The 17,208-nt window shown below is 71.0% G+C and carries 15 protein-coding genes; 11 read left to right on the top strand and 4 right to left on the bottom strand.

Annotated features, from left to right (window positions below; all coding sequences use genetic code 11):
• The first annotated feature begins 126 nt into the window (after window positions 1-126).
• Genes AB0K15_RS06195 through AB0K15_RS06165 form a run of 7 tightly spaced genes read left to right on the top strand, consistent with a single transcriptional unit; the run spans window position 127 to window position 8,994 of the window.
• Complete coding sequence (locus AB0K15_RS06195; protein ID WP_364046666.1) at window positions 127-651, top strand: MaoC family dehydratase; 525 nt, start codon at window positions 127-129, stop codon at window positions 649-651.
• Complete coding sequence (locus AB0K15_RS06190) at window positions 648-1,880, top strand: CoA transferase (protein ID WP_364046148.1); 1,233 nt, start codon at window positions 648-650, stop codon at window positions 1,878-1,880. Before AB0K15_RS06195 ends, AB0K15_RS06190 begins: the two co-directional genes overlap by 4 nt.
• A complete protein-coding gene (locus tag AB0K15_RS06185) occupies window positions 1,865-3,031 on the top strand; it encodes an acyl-CoA dehydrogenase family protein (protein WP_364046146.1) in 1,167 nt (388 codons plus the stop codon). Before AB0K15_RS06190 ends, AB0K15_RS06185 begins: the two co-directional genes overlap by 16 nt.
• A complete protein-coding gene (locus tag AB0K15_RS06180; RefSeq protein WP_364046144.1) occupies window positions 3,025-3,879 on the top strand; it encodes an aldolase/citrate lyase family protein in 855 nt (284 codons plus the stop codon). The genes AB0K15_RS06185 and AB0K15_RS06180 overlap by 7 nt, the downstream gene beginning before the upstream one ends.
• Entirely contained in the window at window positions 3,876-5,987 is a 2,112-nt protein-coding gene (locus AB0K15_RS06175; protein WP_364046142.1) for a hydantoinase/oxoprolinase family protein, read from the top strand. Before AB0K15_RS06180 ends, AB0K15_RS06175 begins: the two co-directional genes overlap by 4 nt.
• Entirely contained in the window at window positions 5,984-7,798 is a 1,815-nt protein-coding gene (locus AB0K15_RS06170; protein ID WP_364046140.1) for a hydantoinase B/oxoprolinase family protein, read from the top strand. Before AB0K15_RS06175 ends, AB0K15_RS06170 begins: the two co-directional genes overlap by 4 nt.
• Before the next feature lie 2 nt (window positions 7,799-7,800).
• Window positions 7,801-8,994 carry an amidase gene (locus tag AB0K15_RS06165; RefSeq protein ID WP_364046138.1) on the top strand — a complete coding sequence of 398 codons (1,194 nt, stop codon included), beginning with the start codon at window positions 7,801-7,803 and terminating at the stop codon, window positions 8,992-8,994.
• Between the two features lie 181 nt (window positions 8,995-9,175).
• On the opposite strand, the gene AB0K15_RS06160 is transcribed toward AB0K15_RS06165, so the two are convergent.
• Complete coding sequence (locus AB0K15_RS06160) at window positions 9,176-9,436, bottom strand: hypothetical protein (protein ID WP_364046136.1); 261 nt, start codon at window positions 9,434-9,436, stop codon at window positions 9,176-9,178.
• Between the two features lie 122 nt (window positions 9,437-9,558).
• Here AB0K15_RS06160 and AB0K15_RS06155 point away from each other — a divergent pair, with 122 nt between their 5' ends.
• On the top strand, window positions 9,559-9,948 hold the full coding sequence (locus tag AB0K15_RS06155; RefSeq protein ID WP_364046134.1) for a hypothetical protein: 390 nt from the start codon (window positions 9,559-9,561) through the stop codon (window positions 9,946-9,948).
• A 178-nt stretch (window positions 9,949-10,126) separates the two neighbouring features.
• Here the strand turns inward: AB0K15_RS06155 and AB0K15_RS06150 are convergent, their stop codons facing one another.
• The 3 genes from AB0K15_RS06150 to AB0K15_RS06140 all read right to left on the bottom strand — a co-directional run bounded on the left by AB0K15_RS06150 (window position 10,127) and on the right by AB0K15_RS06140 (window position 14,117).
• The gene (locus AB0K15_RS06150) at window positions 10,127-11,746 is read right to left on the bottom strand and encodes an ATP-binding cassette domain-containing protein (protein ID WP_364046132.1); all 1,620 of its coding nucleotides are present in this window, start codon (window positions 11,744-11,746) and stop codon (window positions 10,127-10,129) included.
• 87 nt (window positions 11,747-11,833) lie between these two features.
• On the bottom strand, window positions 11,834-13,351 hold the full coding sequence (locus AB0K15_RS06145) for a catalase (protein ID WP_364046130.1): 1,518 nt from the start codon (window positions 13,349-13,351) through the stop codon (window positions 11,834-11,836).
• A gap of 103 nt (window positions 13,352-13,454) precedes the next feature.
• Window positions 13,455-14,117 (bottom strand): FCD domain-containing protein, encoded by a 663-nt coding sequence (locus tag AB0K15_RS06140; RefSeq protein ID WP_364046128.1) that lies wholly within the window; start codon window positions 14,115-14,117, stop codon window positions 13,455-13,457.
• A 148-nt stretch (window positions 14,118-14,265) separates the two neighbouring features.
• On the opposite strand from AB0K15_RS06140, the gene AB0K15_RS06135 reads away from it, so the two are divergent.
• From AB0K15_RS06135 to AB0K15_RS06125, 3 genes are read left to right on the top strand one after another with little or no spacing between them, the layout of a single operon-like run.
• Entirely contained in the window at window positions 14,266-15,144 is an 879-nt protein-coding gene (locus tag AB0K15_RS06135; protein ID WP_364046126.1) for a fumarylacetoacetate hydrolase family protein, read from the top strand.
• 24 nt (window positions 15,145-15,168) lie between these two features.
• Entirely contained in the window at window positions 15,169-15,930 is a 762-nt protein-coding gene (locus AB0K15_RS06130; protein ID WP_364046124.1) for an alpha/beta hydrolase, read from the top strand.
• Window positions 15,931-15,970: 40 nt separating this feature from the next.
• On the top strand, window positions 15,971-17,200 hold the full coding sequence (locus AB0K15_RS06125) for an amidohydrolase family protein (RefSeq protein ID WP_364046122.1): 1,230 nt from the start codon (window positions 15,971-15,973) through the stop codon (window positions 17,198-17,200).
• Window positions 17,201-17,208 lie beyond the last annotated feature (8 nt).

Genomic DNA, 17,208 nt, shown 5'->3' with positions numbered 1-17,208 from the left:
CATCGGGAACCAGCGCGGCACCAGCTGAGCGATTTAAATGTCTGAGGTATTGCCAACGGCAGGTCCGATGCGCATACTTCAGCGCAGATTCCCACCCGCCGACTCCCCGGAGGTGCCGTTTTGACGGTGCACGACGGCCGGCAAGGGCGCTACTACGAGGACTTCGCCGTGGGCGACGTCTACCGCCACCCGCTGGGTCGCACGATCAGCGAAGCGGACAACACGTGGTTCACCTTGCTCACCATGAACACCCACCCCGCGCATTTCGACGCGCACTACGCCGAGCGCACGCCGTTCGGCCGGATCCTGGTCAACTCGGGGCTCACGATCGCGATGCTGCTGGGCCAGAGCGTCTCCGACATCAGCCAGCGGGCGATCGCGAACCTCGCGATGACCGACGTGCGGCTGACGCACCCGGTCTTCGTCGGTGACACGCTCTACGGCGAGTCGATCTGCACCGCGAAGCGCGAGTCGGCCTCGAAGCCGTACGCGGGGCTCGTGTCCGTGCACACCCGCGGCCTCAACGGCGACGGCGACGAATGCCTGTCGTTCGACCGCACTGTGCTGGTGTACAAGCGATCCGAGGCCGACGCCATCGATTCCTTCCCGACCGCGAAGTCTGGACCACTGACACTGGGGGACCGCGCATGACCCGCCCCCTGCCGCTCTCCGACGTCCGGGTGCTCGCCGTGGAGCAGTACGGTGCCGGCCCGTTCGGCTCCGTGCACCTGGCCGACCTGGGCGCCGAGATCGTGAAGATCGAGGACCCCGGCACCGGCGGCGACGTCGGCCGCCACACCCCGCCGTACGCCGAGGACGGCGATTCGCTCTTCTTCGAGGCCTTCAACCGCAACAAGCGTTCCGTGGTCCTCGACCTCACCGACCCCGCCGGGCGCGAGGTCTTCGAGGAGCTGGTGAAGGTCAGCGACGCCGTCTACTCCAACCTGCGCGGCGACGTGCCGGCCAAGATGCGCATCCGCTACGAGGACCTCAAGCACCTCAACCCGAAGATCGTCTGCTGCTCGCTCTCGGGCTACGGCATGACCGGCCCGCGCAGCGCCCAGCCCGGGTACGACTACCTGTTGCAGGGTTTGGCCGGCTGGATGTCCGTGACGGGGGAGCCCGACGGCCCGCCCACCAAGTCGGGGCTGTCCATGGTGGACTACACCGGCGGGATCGTGGCCGCGCTCTCGATGGTCACGGCCATCCACGCCGCCCGCCGCGACGGCGTCGGCACCGACTGCGACGTGAGCCTCTACGACACCGCGGTGGGCATGCTCACCTACCTCGCGACCTGGCACCTCAACCGCGGCTTCGAACCCGGGCGCACGCACCACTCCGCGCACCCGAGCCTGGTGCCGTTCCAGAACTTCGAGACGGCCGACTCGTGGGTCGTCATCGGCTGCGCGAAGCAGAAGTTCTGGGACCGCCTCGTGACGGCCCTCGGCTCTCCGGCGTGGGCCGCCGACGAGCGGTTCTCGACGCCCGCCGGCCGCTACGCCAACTCGGCGGAATGCCTGGGGCACCTGGAGAAGGAGCTTCTCACGCGCACAACGGCCGAGTGGCTGTCCGTGCTCGAACCGGCCGGCGTGCCGTGTGCGCCGATCAACACCATCCCGCAGGCTTTGGTGGAAGAACACACCGTGGCCCGGGGTCTCGTGGTGACCACCGAACATCCGCGGTTCGGTTCCGTGCACCAGGTCGCGTCGCCCGTGCGCGCCGGCGAGCCGCGAACCGACCACCACCGTGCTCCGCTGCTCGGCGAACACACCGCCGCCGTGCTGGGCGAGCTGCTCGGCACGTCCGAAGCGGACTACCAGGCGCTCGCGAGCCGGGGCGCTTTCGGAACGGACAGGAGCGCGCCGTGGATTTCACACTGAGCCCCGACCAGGAGCAGTTCCGCGCGATACTGCGCGACTTCGTCGACTCGGAGATCGTGCCCGTCGCGCGCGACTGGGAACACGAGGGCCGCTACCCGGCCGAGATCGTGGCGAAGATGGCCGACCTCGGCCTGTTCGGCCTGATGATCCCCGACGCCTACGGCGGCGGCGAGGCCGACTTCGTCTCGTTCACGCTGATGTTCGAGGAGATCTCACGCGGCTGGATGGGCATCGCGGGCATCCTCGGCAGCCACTCGCTCGCGTGCTGGATGCTCGCCCACCACGGCACCGCCGAGCAGAAGCAGCGCTACCTGCCCGAGCTGGCGACCGGGCAGCGGCGCACGGGCATCGCGCTCACCGAGCCCGACGCCGGCACCGACCTGCAGGGCATCCGCACCACCGCGACCCGCGACGGCGACAGCTACGTGGTCAGCGGCACCAAGATGTGGATCACCAACGCCCGTCACGCCGACCCGTTGCCCGTGCTGGTGAAAACCGACCGCACGACGACACCGGCGCACAAGGGCATGAGCGTGCTGCTCGTCGACGCGGACTCACCGGGCTTCCAGGTCACGCGCGACATCCCGAAGCTCGGCTACAAGGGCACCGAATCGTGTGAGGTCGTGCTCGACGAGGTCCGTGTGCCGGCGGCGAACCTGCTCGGCGGCGTCGAGGGCCGCGGGCTGCAGCAGGTGCTCTCGGCACTGGAGGTCGGCCGCCTCAACATCGCCGGCCGCAGCCTCGGCATCGCTCAGCGCGCGTACGACGAGGCCCTCGCGTACTCCTCGCAGCGCAAGGCGTTCGGCAAGCCGATCGCCGAGTTCCAGGCCACGCAGATCCGCCTCGCCGAGATGGCGACGCAGCTGCAGGCCGCACGGCTGCTCACCTACTGGTCGGCGTCCTCTTTGGACCGCGGTGAACGCTCAGACCTGCAGACGGGCATGGCGAAGCTGTTCGCCTCCGAGGTGGCCTTGCAGGCCGCGCAGGACTCCATGCGCGTGCACGGCGGTTATTCCTACTCCACGGAGTTCGAAATCGAACGCCTCTACCGCGACTCGATCCTCATGACGATCGGCGAGGGCACCAGCGACGTGATGCGCACCGTCATCGCGAAATCGCTCATCGCGGGCAAGGGCCGGGTCGGGTGGTGACCCGCAGCGGGCTCTTCTGTCCCGGCGACCGCCCCGATCGCCTCACGAAGGCGGCGGCGGTGGCCGACACGGTGATCGCCGACCTCGAAGACGCCGTTGCGCCGCAAGCAAAAGCCGGCGCCAGGGCGGCGGTCGCCGGGTGGCTGCGGGAACGGCCGGACCTCGCGCCGCGGACGTGGGTACGGGTCAACAACGACCACCACCTCGAGGCCGACCTCGACGCCGTCACCATGCTGGGCATCGCCGGCGTCGTGCTGCCGAAAGCCGAGCTCGCGGGCATCGCGCAGGTTGCCGCCCGCACCGAAACCCCCGTCTTCGCCCTGGTGGAGACGGCGAACGGCCTGCAGGAGCTGCCCGAGCTCGCCCGCCACCCGGCCGTGGCCCGGCTCGGGCTGGGTGAGTACGACCTCGCCGCCGAGCTCGGCACCGCCGCGCCGGGCCTCACCGAGAACACCGGGCCGCTCGCCTGGGCACGGGCCCGGGTCGTGGTGGCCGCCGCGGCGGCGGGTCTCGCCCCGCCACCCGCTGCCGTGAGCGCGGAACTCGACGACCCCACCGGGTTCCGCGCCGACACCCTGGCGCAGCAGCGCGCCGGGTTCTTCGGCCGCCTGTGCGTGCACCCCGCCCAGGTCGTCCTCACCCACGAGGTCCTCGTCCCCACCCCCGAGGAAGTCGCGAACGCGCGGGAAGTCCTGGGTGCGCTGGAAAACACCGAGAACACCGAGCACACCGGGGTCGCTGTGGTCGCGGGACGGATGGTCGACGCGGCCGTCGTCCGCCGCGCCCGCCGCGTGCTCGCCCTGGCCACGGCAGCCGCCGATCAGCTGATCAAGGAGGACCAGCAGTGAAACGCATCGGAGTCGACGTCGGTGGCACGTTCACCGACCTGATGTACTGGGACGAGGACGGTGCCGTCGCGGTGCACAAGGTCCCGTCCACCCCGCACGACCCGGCACTGGCCACGATGGACGGGGTGCGGCAGCTGAGCGACCGCCTCGGCATCGCGGTGTCGGACCTGGACCAGTTCCTGCACGGCACCACCGTGGCCACCAACATCGTGCTGGAGCACAACGGCGCGGACGTCGGCCTCATCACCACCGAGGGCTTCCGCGACATCCTGCACATCGCCCGCAAGAAGCGGCCGCTGAACTACTCGTCGTACCAGGACCTGCCGTGGCAGAAGTGGCAGCTCGTGCGCCGCCGCAACCGCCGCGTGGTGCCCGAGCGCGTCGACTCCTCCGGCGCGGTTCTCGTGCCGCTCGACGAGGCCGCCGTGCGCGAGCAGGTCCGCGTGCTGCGCGACAACGGCGTGCAGGCCATCGCGGTGTGCTTCCTGCACTCCTACCGCAACCCCTCCCACGAGCAGGCGGTGAAGCGGATCATCGAGCAGGAGTACCCCGACGTGTTCGTCTCGCTCTCCAGCGAGGTGGCGCCGCAGTACCGGGAGTACGAGCGTTTCTCCACCACCGCGCTCAACGCGTTCGTCGGCCCCAAGGTCTCGCGTTACGTCGACAACCTCGCGAACACGACCCGCGCGGCCGGTGTGCGCGGCGAGGTCGGCCTGATGACGTCGGCCGGCGGCCTGATCACCGCGCGCGGCGCCGTGGACAACCCGGTGCTGCTGCTCACCAGCGGAGTCGTCGCCGGGCTGCTCGGCGGCTGCGCGATCGGCGAGGCATCCGGTTTCCCGAGCGTGATCACGCTCGACGTCGGCGGCACCTCGGCCGACATCGGCGTGGCCCCCGACGGCAAGCTGCGCATGAAGCACCTGCTCGACACCCGGATCGGCGACTACCACGCCATGGTCCCGATGGCCGAGGTCGACACCATCGGCGCGGGCGGCGGTTCGATCGCGTTCATCGACGAGGGCGGCATGTTCCGCGTCGGCCCGCGCAGCGCCGGCGCGACGCCCGGACCCGCGTGTTACGGCCGCGGCGGCACCGAGCCCACGAGCACCGACGCGATGGTCGCGCTCGGCTGGCTGCGCGCCGACAGCTTCCTGTCCGGCACCATGGAGGTCGAACCGCAGCTCGCGGTGAAGGCGATCGACGAGCACATCGCCGAGAAGCTCGGCACGTCCGTGAGTCACGCCGCCATCGGCATCTTCCAGATCGCCGCGCACGCGATGACCGAGGCGATCAGCCTGCACTCGGTGCGCAAGGGCTACGACCCGCGGGACTTCTCGCTCGTCGCCGAGGGCGGCGCGGGGCCGCTGTACGCGTGGCACATCGCCGAGCAGCTCGGCATCCCGCGCGTGATCGTGCCGCACCACCCCGGCATCGCGTCGGCGATGGGCCTGCTGGCCACCGACATCCGCAGCGAGACCCCGGCGACGGTGTGGACCTCCTCGGCCGACCCCGACCTGGAGCGCATCGCCGCGGAGTTCGACCGGCTGACCGCGCACGCGGTCGAGCAGCTCGGTGCCGACGGCCTCGCGCCCGAGGACGTGGTGATCGAGCGCAGCCTCGACTGCCGCTACATCGGCCAGGGCTACGAGCTGCGCGTGCCCGCGCCGTCCGGCGAGATCGACGCCGGCTGGGTGGCCCGGGCGGCCGCCGCGTTCCACGATGTTCACGAACGAACGTATCTGCAGCGGTTCGACGACAAACCAGTTCACCTGGTGAACGTGCGCGTGACCGCCGTCGGCAAGGTCGGGCACGTTCCGCTGGCCGACGTCGAGGCGGGCGGCACCGACCCGTCGGCCGCCGTGAAGACCACCACCGACGCGGTGTTCTGGTCCGGCGCGGGGGAAGCCACGCCGTTTCCCACCAACGTCTACGACCGCGCGCTGCTCAAGGCGGGCAACGTGCTCGAAGGTCCCGCGATCGTCGAGCAGTTCGACTCCACGACCATCATCGGGCCCGGTCAGCGCGCCACCGTCGACCGTGTGGGCCACCTCGTCATCGACACCGCCGCGGCGCAGCCCGGCCGAGCCATCGAAGGAGGCCAGCGGTGACCGCTCTGGACCCCGCCGGCGTTTCGCTCGCCGGAGTCGCCCCCGGCGACTTCACGACCGTCGACGTCGACCCGATCACCCTGCGCGTGATCGGCGGCGCGCTCAACTCCATCGCCAAGGAGATGGCCCAGATCCTCTACCGGATGGCGTATTCCAGCCTCATCCGCGAATCGGAGGACCTCGGCGCCGGCATCTTCGACGCCAACGGGCGCGAGCTGTGCGAATCCGACTCGACGCCGATGCACTGCGGCTCGATCCCGGCCTACATCCGCGGCATCAACCGCAAGCTCGCCGGCACCTACCGGCCCGGTGACGTGGTGCTGCACAACCACCCGTACCACGGCGCGGCGCACTCGCCCGACTACGGGATCATGATCCCGATCTTCTTCGGCGGCAAGCACATCGGCTTCGCCGGCTGCACCGGGCACGTGTCCGACATCGGGGGCAACTTCCCCGGCCTGTGCATGGACGTGGTCGACGTCTGGGCCGAGGGCAAGCTGATGGACGCCGTGAAGATCTACGACGGCGGCGTGCGCAACGAAGCCCTCATCCAGCACATCCTCGACAACGTGCGCACTCCCGAGCAGAACGCCGGCGACCTCGAAGCGCTCATCGCGTGCGCGCGGCTGGGGGAGCGGCGGTTCCTCGAACTGCTGGAGCGCTACGGCCTCGACGTGGTGATGTCCGCGGCCGACAAATGGATGGACTACTCCGAGGACATGCTGCGCCGCCGCATCCGGGAGATCCCCGACGGCAGCTACGAGGCACCGCTGTCCTTTTTGGACGACGACGGCAAGAACCGCGACGTCCCGCTCAAGGTCGCCGTGACGGTGAAGGTCGAGGGCAGCGACATCGTCGTCGACCTCACCGGCTCCCACGAGCAGGTGCCGACCGCGTTCAACGTGCCGTTCGAGGGTTCGGTGCTGCCGACCGTCGCGTCCGCCGTGCGCACGCTGCTGCTCGACGAGGCGCTCACCGAGGAGTTCGTGCCGCAGAACGACGGCTGCTTCCGCCCGGCGAAGGCGTACGCGCCGGAGGGCACGCTGTTCAACCCGGACTTCCCGGCGTCGTGCTTCGCGCGGTTCTCCCAGATCAACCGGATCTTCGACTCGATCAACCTGGCGCTGGCCGACGTGCTGCCGGACCGGGCCGTCGCGGGCTCGTCGGCGGCGCTGTGCGCGATCGCGTACTCCGGCCTGGCCGCCGACGGGCAGTCGTACTGGGTCTACATCGAGATCAACGAGGGCTCCTACGGCGCGCGCAACGGCAAGGACGGCCTCGACTGCGTCGACGCGCTGATGGCCAACACCCGCAACAACCCCATCGAGGAGCTCGAGCTCAACCACGCGATGCTCGCGGAGCGTTACGAGCTGCGCGACGAGCCGCCCGCGCCCGGCCGGTACCGCGGGGGCATCGGCAGCATCCGGAAGTGGAAGATGCTCACCGACACCTTCATCGGCTCGGAGGCGGACAACCGCACCGACCCGCCGCGGGGTCTCGCGGGCGGGCACGACGGCGTCGCGGGGTCGTTCGTGCGCAACGCGGGCACCGAGCGTGAGGAGCTGCTGTACTCGAAGGTGACGCAGGAGAAGTGCGCCGCCGGCGACACGCTGGAGATCAAGCTGCCCTCCGGCGGCGGTTACGGCGACCCGTTCGAGCGGGACGCGCGCGACGTGCGCGAGGACGTGCTCGACGACTACCTCTCGGCGGCCGACGCCCGCGAGCACTACGGCGTGGTGCTCGATGCGCGCACACTGGCGCTCGACGAGGAGGCGACGGCCCGCGTGCGCGGGCAGCGGACGGGAGGCTGACGGTGGAGACCCGGCTCGAGCTCGTGCGGCGGCTGCGCGCCCTCATCACCGTGCTCCCGGGCCCGGCCGGCGGCACGACCGCGACGGTGAAGGACAACATCGACGTCGCGGGCGTGCCGACCACCGCCGGTTCGGCGTCCTTCGCCACCGGCCCGGCCGAGGCCGACGCCGACGTCGTGCGGTCGCTGCGCGAAGCCGGGTACGCGTTGGTGGGCAAGACCAACCTGGCGGAGTTCGCGATGGGCGCGACCGGCCGCAACGCCGCGTTCGGCGACTGCCTCAACGCGTGGGACCCGGCGCGCATCGCCGGCGGGTCCAGCAGCGGCTCGGCGGTGGCCGTCGCGGCGGGGCTGTCGGAGGTGTCGCTGGGCACGGACACCGGCGGTTCGGGCCGGATCCCCGCGTCGGTGAACGGCGTCGTGGGCGTGCGGCCGACGCTCGGCCGGGTCTCCAACCGCGGCGTGCTGCCGGTGAGCCCGTCGTTCGACACGGTGACGCCGATGGCGCGCGACGTCCGCACGGCCGCGGCGGTGCTGGCGGCGCTCGACGGGGGAGGCGCGGGGCCGGTCGACGCGCTGCTCGGGCCGGGCGTCCTGCCGAGGATCGGCGTGGCGGGCGGGTTCTTCGCCGTCGGCGTCGAGCCTGGCGTAGCGGAGGTGGTGCTGGCGGCCGTCGAGGTGTTCCGCGGGCTCGGCGCGCAGGTGGTGCCGGTGGAGGTGCCGTCGGCGGAGGAGGCGCAGGGGCGGATGCTCGACGTGATGTACCCGGAGGCCGCGGCCGTGCACGCGGCCCGGCTGCGGGACGCGCCCGACAGCATCGACCCGGACGTCCGGCGGCGGCTGCTGCTCGGGCTCGAGGTGCCTCCGGCGCGGACCGAGGCGGCGCGCGCGTGGCTCACCGGGTTCCGCGCGCGCGTGGACGCGGTGTTCACCGAGGTCGACGTGGTCTTGACCCCGACGATCCCGGTGGACGTCCCGCTGCGCGAGGGGGTGGACCTCGCGGCGTCCACGCGGGAGATCGCCCGCTTCACCTACGCGTGGTCGGCGTACGGCGGGCCGTCGTTGAGCGTTCCGGGCGGCGTCCATCCGGCGTCCGGGATGCCGGTGGGCGTGCAGCTGAGCGCGGCGCCGTGGCGGGAAGACGCGCTGCTGGGAGCGGCCGCGGCCTTCGAGGGGGCGCGCGGCCCGCTGCGGTGACGCGGGCGTCCACTGTGGCCGGTGGTGGATTTTTCGCGGACTTGATGTTTACGGGCTGGTACTGGGGTCTATCCGCTGCACATGGCATCGGCGGCAGGGCCCGGCTGCCGAGCCCCAGGTCTCGCCGGTTGAGCATTACAGCCGGCGGGACCGCGCCCCGGGGCGTCTTGTGCCCCGGGGTTCAGCGCACGCGGGTCCGCCGCTTGCGCCTGCGGCGGGCGGCGAGCGCGGCGAGCACCCGCGCCAGGCCGCGTCTGCGCACGACGAAGATCACGGACTCGGCGGCGGGCGGCCTGGCCGGTGCGTCCACATCGTGGAACCGGGCCAGTCCCTCCCGGAACGCCTCCGCGTCGCCACCCGCGTCGGGGTGGTGGGTGCGCACGAACTCCCGGTAAGCGGCCTTTTCCGCGGCTGACCAGGTGCTTCGTGGCTTGTCGGGCACCTGGTCACCTCCGGTCGTCCGTTCCAGCATATGGCCGTGTCTCAACTCGGACGGTTGAACCCTGGAGGCTCTGGGTACCTGCACTGCGCTCGATCGTCGCCCGACAGGGGAGGGGCACCACCATGACGGAGGATTCGCGGCCGCCCGGCGCCGCCACGGCCGTGTTCAACGGCCCGGACACCGCGGAGGCCGCGCGGGTCACGCTGAGGGCCATGCTGGCCCACGTGCCCGCCCCCCTGGTCGGCGACGCCGTGCAGCTCATGGACGAGCTGGTCACCGACGCCACCCGCGATGGCGCCTCCTTCCGCGCCCTGCGTCTCGGCCTGGCCGCCCACCCGCCCCGCCTGCGCATCGATGTCGAACGCGACGAGCCCGACGAACCCTGCACCACCGCGATGTCCCCGGAACGCGTCGAAGGCCGCTTCCTCCTGGAGGAACTCGCGTCGACCTGGTGGTCCCACACCCTCGGCTCGATCTCGGTGACGCGCGCGGAGCTGGCTCTGCCGCGCTGATCAGCGGGCCCGTTCCACCCTTCGCGAGTGTGGCCGGCTCGCTCTCCTGACCCGCGGAAGTGACCCTGCCTGCCCGGCTTGTGCGCTCGCGGTTCGGCGGGCGGCGCCACGGGCCGCAGGTCGCCGCGGTGTCGGCCGCTCGGCCGCAGCGCCGGACGCGCGCCACCGCTGCCGCTGATCAGCGGGCCCGTTCCACTCGCCGTTCGTCCCACACCGGCTCCGGGGTTTCGCGGACCACGCCGTCGGAGCCGAACACCAGGTAGCGGTCGAAGCTGCGTGCGAACCAGCGGTCGTGGGTGACCGCGAGGACGGTGCCTTCGTAGGCTTCGAGCCCCGCCTGCAGGGCTTCGGCCGATTCGAGGTCCAGGTTGTCCGTCGGCTCGTCCAGGAGCAGGGCGGTGGCGCCGCCGAGTTCCAGGAGCAGGATCTGGAAGCGGGCCTGCTGGCCGCCCGACAGGCGGTCGAAGGGCTGGTCGCCCTGGCGTTCGAGCTCGTAGCGCCGCAGCACGGCCATGGCGCCGCCGCGGTCCTTGGCGTGGGTGGTCCAGAGGATGTCGACCAGGGTGCGGCCGGTGAGCTCCGGGTGGGCGTGCGTCTGGGCGAAGTGGCCGGGCACCACGCGGGCGCCGGTTTTCCACAGGCCCGTGTGCGCGACGTCGCCGCCCGCGAGCAGGCGCAGGAAGTGCGACTTGCCGGAGCCGTTGGAGCCGAGCACGGCCACGCGTTCGCCGAAGAAGATCTCCAGCGAGAACGGTTTCATCAGGCCCGTGAGCTCCAGGTTCTCGCACGTCACGGCGCGCAGGCCGGTGCGTCCGCCGCGCAGCCGCATGCGGATGTCCTGCCGGCGCGGCGGCTCCGGCGGCGGCCCGGCCTCCTCGAACTTGCGCAGGCGGGTCTTCGCGGCCTTGTAGCGGGACGCCATCTCGTCGCTGCGGGCGGCGTACTGCTGCATGTCGAGTACGAGCTTCCTGAGCTGCGCGTACTTCTCCGCCCAGCGCCGCTTGAGCTCTTCGTAGCGGGCGAAGCGATCGTCGCGCGCCTCGTGGTAGGTGGCGAACCCGCCGCCGTGCACCCAGGCGTCGCTGCCGGCCGGGCCGGGTTCCACGCTCACGATCTTCTCCGCCGCCCGCGCGAGCAGCTCCCGGTCGTGCGAGACGAACAGCACCGTCTTGCGCGTCTCCGCCAAGCGCGCCTCGAGCCAGCGCTTTCCGGGCACGTCGAGGTAGTTGTCGGGCTCGTCGAGCAGCAGCACCTCGTCCGGGCCGCGCAGCAGCGCCTCCAGCACGAGCCGTTTTTGCTCGCCGCCGCTCAACGTGCGCACGAGCCGCCACTGCGCCTTCTCGTACGCCACGCCGAGCGCGGCCGTGGTGCACACGTCCCAGGTCGTCTCCGACTCGTAGCCGCGCACCTCCGCCCAGTCGCTCAGCGCCTGCGCGTAGTTCATCTGCGCGGCCTCGTCGTCGACGGTCAGCAGCCGCTCCTCGGCCGCGTCCACGGCCGCCGCGGCGGTGCGGATGCGCTCGGGCGACACCGACACGAGCAGGTCGCGCACGGTGCGGTCGTCGCGCACCGACCCGACGAACTGACTCATCACACCCAGCCCGCCCGATACCGTCACCGTGCCGCCGTGCGGCTTCAGCTCACCGGAGAGCAGGCGGAGCAGCGTCGTCTTCCCGGCGCCGTTCGGGCCGACCAGCGCGACGACGGCGCCGTCGGAGACCCGGAACGACACATCGCCGAGCAGCGGCCGCCCGTCGGGCAGCGAGTAGTCGAGGTGCGCGACCTCCAGGTGACCCATGGACGCGCACTCTACCTGCGAGCCCGGCGGGCGCGGCCCGATTTTCCGCCAGGCCGCGTGACCGCCGGAAGTCCGAAGTGGACGGACTCAGGCCTTCCGCTGCATGTCGTTGCGCGCCGGGTTGCCCTGCTCCGCCGCCTTCGGGTCCTTCTCGTCGGCCTTCGCACGCACGCCGGACTCGATGCGGTCGCCGAGGTCCTTGTCCACGTTGTGCCAATATTCGAACGCCCGTTGCAGCACCGGCTCACTGACTCCGTTCAGCAAGTGACCGACGATGGTGGAAACCAGCCGTTCCCGCGCCGCGTCGTCGAGGACCTCGCGCACCATCGTGCCCGCCTGGCCCCAGTCGTCGTCCTCGGCGTGGTCGACGTAGGCCGCGCGCGTGATCTCGCCGTCGGCGTGCCACCCGGCCGGGGTGCCGTAGTGCTCGACGTCGGCGCTCGGGCCGCCCTTCGAGTTCGGCGCGTACACCGGGTCGGACACCTTGGTGTAGCGCATCGCGCCGTCCTTGCTGTAGCTGTGCACCGGCGACTTCGATGCGTTCACCGGCAGCTGCTTGTAGTTCGGCCCGATGCGGTAGCGGTGCGCGTCGGCGTAGGCGAACAGCCGGCCCAGCAACATCCGGTCGGGGCTCGGCCCGATGCCCGGCACGAGGTTGTTGGGCTCGAACGCCGCCTGCTCGATCTCGGCGTGGTGGTCGGTGGGGTTGCGGTCGAGCGTCATGCGGCCGACCTCGATCAGCGGGTAGTCGCCGTGCGGCCACACCTTGGTGAGGTCGAACGGGTTGAACCGGTAGTCCGCGGCGTCGTCGAACGGCATCACCTGCACGTACAGCGTCCAGCTCGGGTGGTCGCCGCGCGCGATGGCCTCGAACAGGTCGCGCGTGTGGTAGTCGGTGTCCGCCGAGGCCATCTGGTCGGCTTCGTCCTGCGTGAAGAACTCCATGCCCTGGTCGGTTTTGAAGTGGTATTTCACCCAGAACCGTTCGCCTTGTGCGTTCACCCACAGATACGTGTGCGAACTGTAACCGTTCATGTGCCGCCATGTGCGCGGAATACCGCGGTCGCCCATCAGCCACGTCACCTGGTGCGCCGACTCGGGCGACAGCGTCCAGAAGTCCCACTGCATGTCGTGGTCGCGCAGGTTGTTGTCCGCCCGGCGTTTCTGCGAACGGATGAAGTGCTGGAACTTCAACGGGTCCTTCACGAAGAACACCGGCGTGTTGTTGCCGACCATGTCGTACACGCCTTCGCTCGTGTAGAACTTCAACGCGAACCCGCGCGGATCACGCCACGTGTCGGGGCTGCCGCGCTCGCCGGCCACCGTCGAGAACCGTGCCACCAGCTCCGTCTTCGTGCCCGGCTGGAACACCGCGGCCTTCGTGTACGGGCTGACATCGGCCGTCACCTCGAACCGGCCGAACGCGCCGCTGCCCTTGGCGTGCGGCTGGCGCTCCGGCACGCGTTCGCGGTTGAACTGCGCCATCTGCTCGATGAGGTAGTGGTCCTGCAGCAGGATCGGCCCGCCCGGCCCCACCGTGAGCGAATGTTCGTCGCTTTCCACCGGGATACCGGCGTCGGTGGTCGTCCGCTCCGTCTGCGTCATTTCGCCATCTCCTCGTGGTGGGAATTCGAACACGAGTCGGGTACCCGACGAACACGGGCTCACACTTCGGAATTCGGACGGGATCGCTCAGTCGGGTGGAGTCTCAGTCGCGCCCGAGAAGCGTGTCGGCCACGTGCTGGAGATGGCGCCGCATGTGTTCTCCCGCGCTCACGGGATCCCGGTCGCGCAGTGCTTCGACGATCAGCGTGTGCTCGTCGTGGTAACACGAACGCAGCTCCGGAGTCGACGTGCGCCGCTTGAGACTGCCCCACACCGGCAGTGAGCGCGCGGTGTTCATGACGTCGAACATGTTCATCAGCAACCCGTTGTGGGCCGCGACCGCGATCGCGCGGTGCAGTCCGGCGTCCGCACGCTCGAAGCCTTCGAAGTCCCCGGCCGCCGCGCCCGCGCCGAGCGCGGCCCCGATCCGGTCGAGGTCCGCCTGCGTGGCCACGCGTGCGGCCAGTGTCGCGACCTGGGGTTCCAGCAGCTGGCGCACCTGCATGATCTCCGCCGGGCTCGTGTCGGCGGGGGCGGGCTCGACGTGCTGCGCCGCGACGTCGGTGAGGAACGTGCCGCGCCCGACGTGCCGGATCACCAGCCCGTCGCGCTCCAGCGAATCGAGCGCGCGCCGCACGGCACTGCGCGGCGCGGAAAGGCGCTGCACGAGGTCGCGCTCGGTGGGCAGCTTGGCGCCCGGGCCGAGGCTGCCGTCGGCCGCGCCCTCGTCGAGCAGTGCACGCAGGGCGTGTTCCACCGTGGTCATGGGCGCACTCTACCGGACAACACGTGACCAATCGAGACCAATGAGCGCAGTCGTGACCAGAATAAGTCCTGCATATCGACAACGGGAGGCGAGACGCGTACGGTCGATCACGTCCGTATTGGTTCATATTGGTTCAGATTGGTCTCACATGAAGCTGGTGACCTTCTCCACCGGGAACGCCGACCGCGTCGGGGTCGTGACCGGCGAAGGCGAGGTCCAGGACGTCACCGATCTCGTGCCGGGCGGAACGCTCCTCGGCGCCGTCGAACGCTGGGGCGAGGTCGGGACCATCCTCACCGACCAGGCCGCGGACCGCACGCCGGTACCCCTCGCCGACGTGCGGCTTCGCGCGCCGTTTCCCGCACCGCGGCGCAACATCTTCTGCGTCGGCAAGAACTACCGCGAGCACGCGGCGGAGTTCGGCCGCAGCGGCTACGACAGCCCGGACCGCTCGGAAGACCTGCCCACCCGGCCGATCCTGTTCTCCAAGGCCACCACGGCCGTGATCGGCCCCGGCGACGACATCGACCCGCACACCGGGCTCACCTCCGAGCTCGACTACGAGGGCGAGCTCGCCGTGATCATCGGCCGCGGCGGCCGCGGGATCACCCGCGAAGCCGCGGCGGCGCACGTCTGGGGCTACACGATCCTCGACGACGTCACCGCCCGCGACCTGCAGCGTGACCACCGCCAGTGGCTGCTCGGCAAGTCGCTCGACACGCATTGCCCGATGGGCCCGTACGCGGTGACCGCCGACGAGATCCCCGACGTGACCGCGCTGGAGGTCGAAACCACCGTCAACGGCGAACGCCGCCAGCACGCCCGGGTCAAGGACCTCATCTTCGACATCCCCGAGCTGATCGCCACCCTCTCGGCCGGCATCACGCTGCTGCCGGGCGACGTGATCGCCACCGGCACGCCCGCGGGCGTCGGCATCGGCTTCGACCCGCCGAAGTTCCTGGCGAGCGGCGACGTCGTGGAAGTGACCATCACCGGTCTCGGCGTGCTGCGCAACCGGGTTGCCTGAACTCCCGTACCGAAAGGAACGCGCATGAAGATCAACGGAACGGACCTCGCGGTCGAGGTCGAGGGCAGCGGTCCCGCCGTGCTGCTGGTGCACGGCCTCGGCGGCACCGGCAATTTCTACCAGATCCAGGCCGACGCGCTGGCCTCGAGCCACCAGGTGATCCGCGTCGACTCCGCCGGTGCCGGGCGCTCCGGCCTGCGTGAGGGCATCGGCATCGAGTCGCACGCCGACGACCTGGCCGCCGTGCTCGACCAGGTCGGCGTCGCGTCCGCGGCCGTGGTCGGGCACTCGATGGGCACGCTCGTGGCGCGCAGCTTCGCGGCCCGCCACCGCGACAGGGTGACCGCGCTCGCCCTGCTCGGCGCCGTCGCGGAGCCGCCCGAGGCCGGCCGCAAGGCCCAGCACGACCGCGCGGCCCTGCTGCGCGCGGAAGGCACCGCGGCCGTGGCGCCGGGCGTGGTCGCCAACGCGCTGTCGGAAGCCACCCGCCGCGACAAGCCCGAGGTGGCGGCGTTCGTGCGGGAGCTCGTGATGCGCCAGGACGCCGAGGGCTACGCGCGCAACTGCGAGGCGCTCGCGGCCGCGACCGACCCCGGGCCCGTCGACCCCGCGCTGCCGCTGCTCCTGGTCACCGGCGCCGACGACAAGGTCGGCCCGCCCGCGGTGAGCGAGGCGCTCGCCGCCGCCCACGGCAGCGCGACCGTGGAGGTGCTGCCCGGCGTCGGGCACTGGACCGCGCTGGAAGCCGCCGCCGACGTCACCTCGCTGCTGCTGAAGTTCCTGTAACCACACCGTTTTCGTGCCTCAACGACGAGGAGGAACCACCGTGCCGCTCACCGCCGACAAAACCTTGTTCCGCGACGTGTCCATTCTGGACTCCACGGGCGCGCTGCCCTACCGGGGCGACGTGCTCGTGGACCACGACCGCATCACCGCCGTCGGCACCGTCGAACCGGCCGCCGCCGAGGGCTCGCGGGTGATCGAGGGCCGCGGCCGCACGCTGATGTCCGGGCTGTGCGACGCCCACACCCACTTCACCTGGAACAACAGTGCCGACCTCGACGGGCTGGCCGCCCTGCCGGTGGAGGAGCACCTGCTGTTCGCCGTGGAATCGGCCAAGTCCTATCTGGACTCCGGCTACACGATGTGCCTCGGCGCCGCGTCGGCGAAGGACCGGCTCGACGTCGTGTGCCGCGACGCGATCAATGCCGGGCGGATCCCCGGCCCGCGCTACCTCGCCAACGGGCCGGAGATCGCCGTGACGGGCGGGGAGCTCGTGAAGGGCATCACGTGGTTCGCCGACGGGCCCGACGAGATGCGCAAAGCCGTGCGGCGCCTCATCGAGATCGGCGTCGACCAGATCAAGCTGTCGATGACCGGCGAGGAGATCACCGGAACTCAGCGCGCCGAGGACACCTACATGTCCGACGAGGAGGTGGCGATGGCCGTCGCCGAGGCGCACCGGCGCGGCAAGCGGGTGTGCGCCCACGCGCGCAGCGCCGAGAGCGTGAAGATGTGCGTGCGCCACGGCGTCGACATCGTCTACCACGCCAGCTTCACCGACCCCGAGGGCATGGATCTGCTGGAGCAGGCCAAAGACTGGGTGTTCGTGGCGCCGGGCGTCAACTGGCTCGTCGCGACGCTCTACGAAGCCGCCGACTTCGGGTTCCCCCAGGAGGCGGCCGAAGCCGTCGGCTACAAGCGCGAGCTGGAGAAGGCGACGGCGGCGATGATCGAGATGCACCGGCGGGGCATTCGCGTGCTGCCCGGCGGTGACTACGGCTTCGCCTGGACCCCGCACGGCACCTACGCGCGCGACCTGCAGCACTTCGTCGAGCGCTTCGAGTTCACGCCCATGGAGGCCATCCTCGCCGCCACCGCCCAGGGCGGCGAGATCATGCTGCGCGGCGACGAGCTCGGCAAGGTCCAGCCCGGGTACCTCGCCGACCTGCTGCTGGTGGACGGCGACCCGCTCGCCGACATCACCGTGTTCCAGGACAAGGACAAGCTCCACGCCATCATGAAGGACGGCCGGTTCCACAAAGACCCGGCCTGACCGCGTCC

This window comes from Amycolatopsis sp. NPDC049253 (assembly GCF_040678995.1).
In the GTDB taxonomy this organism is placed as follows: Bacteria; Actinomycetota; Actinomycetes; order Mycobacteriales; family Pseudonocardiaceae; genus Amycolatopsis.
This window is presented reverse-complemented; position numbering and strand designations above follow the sequence as displayed.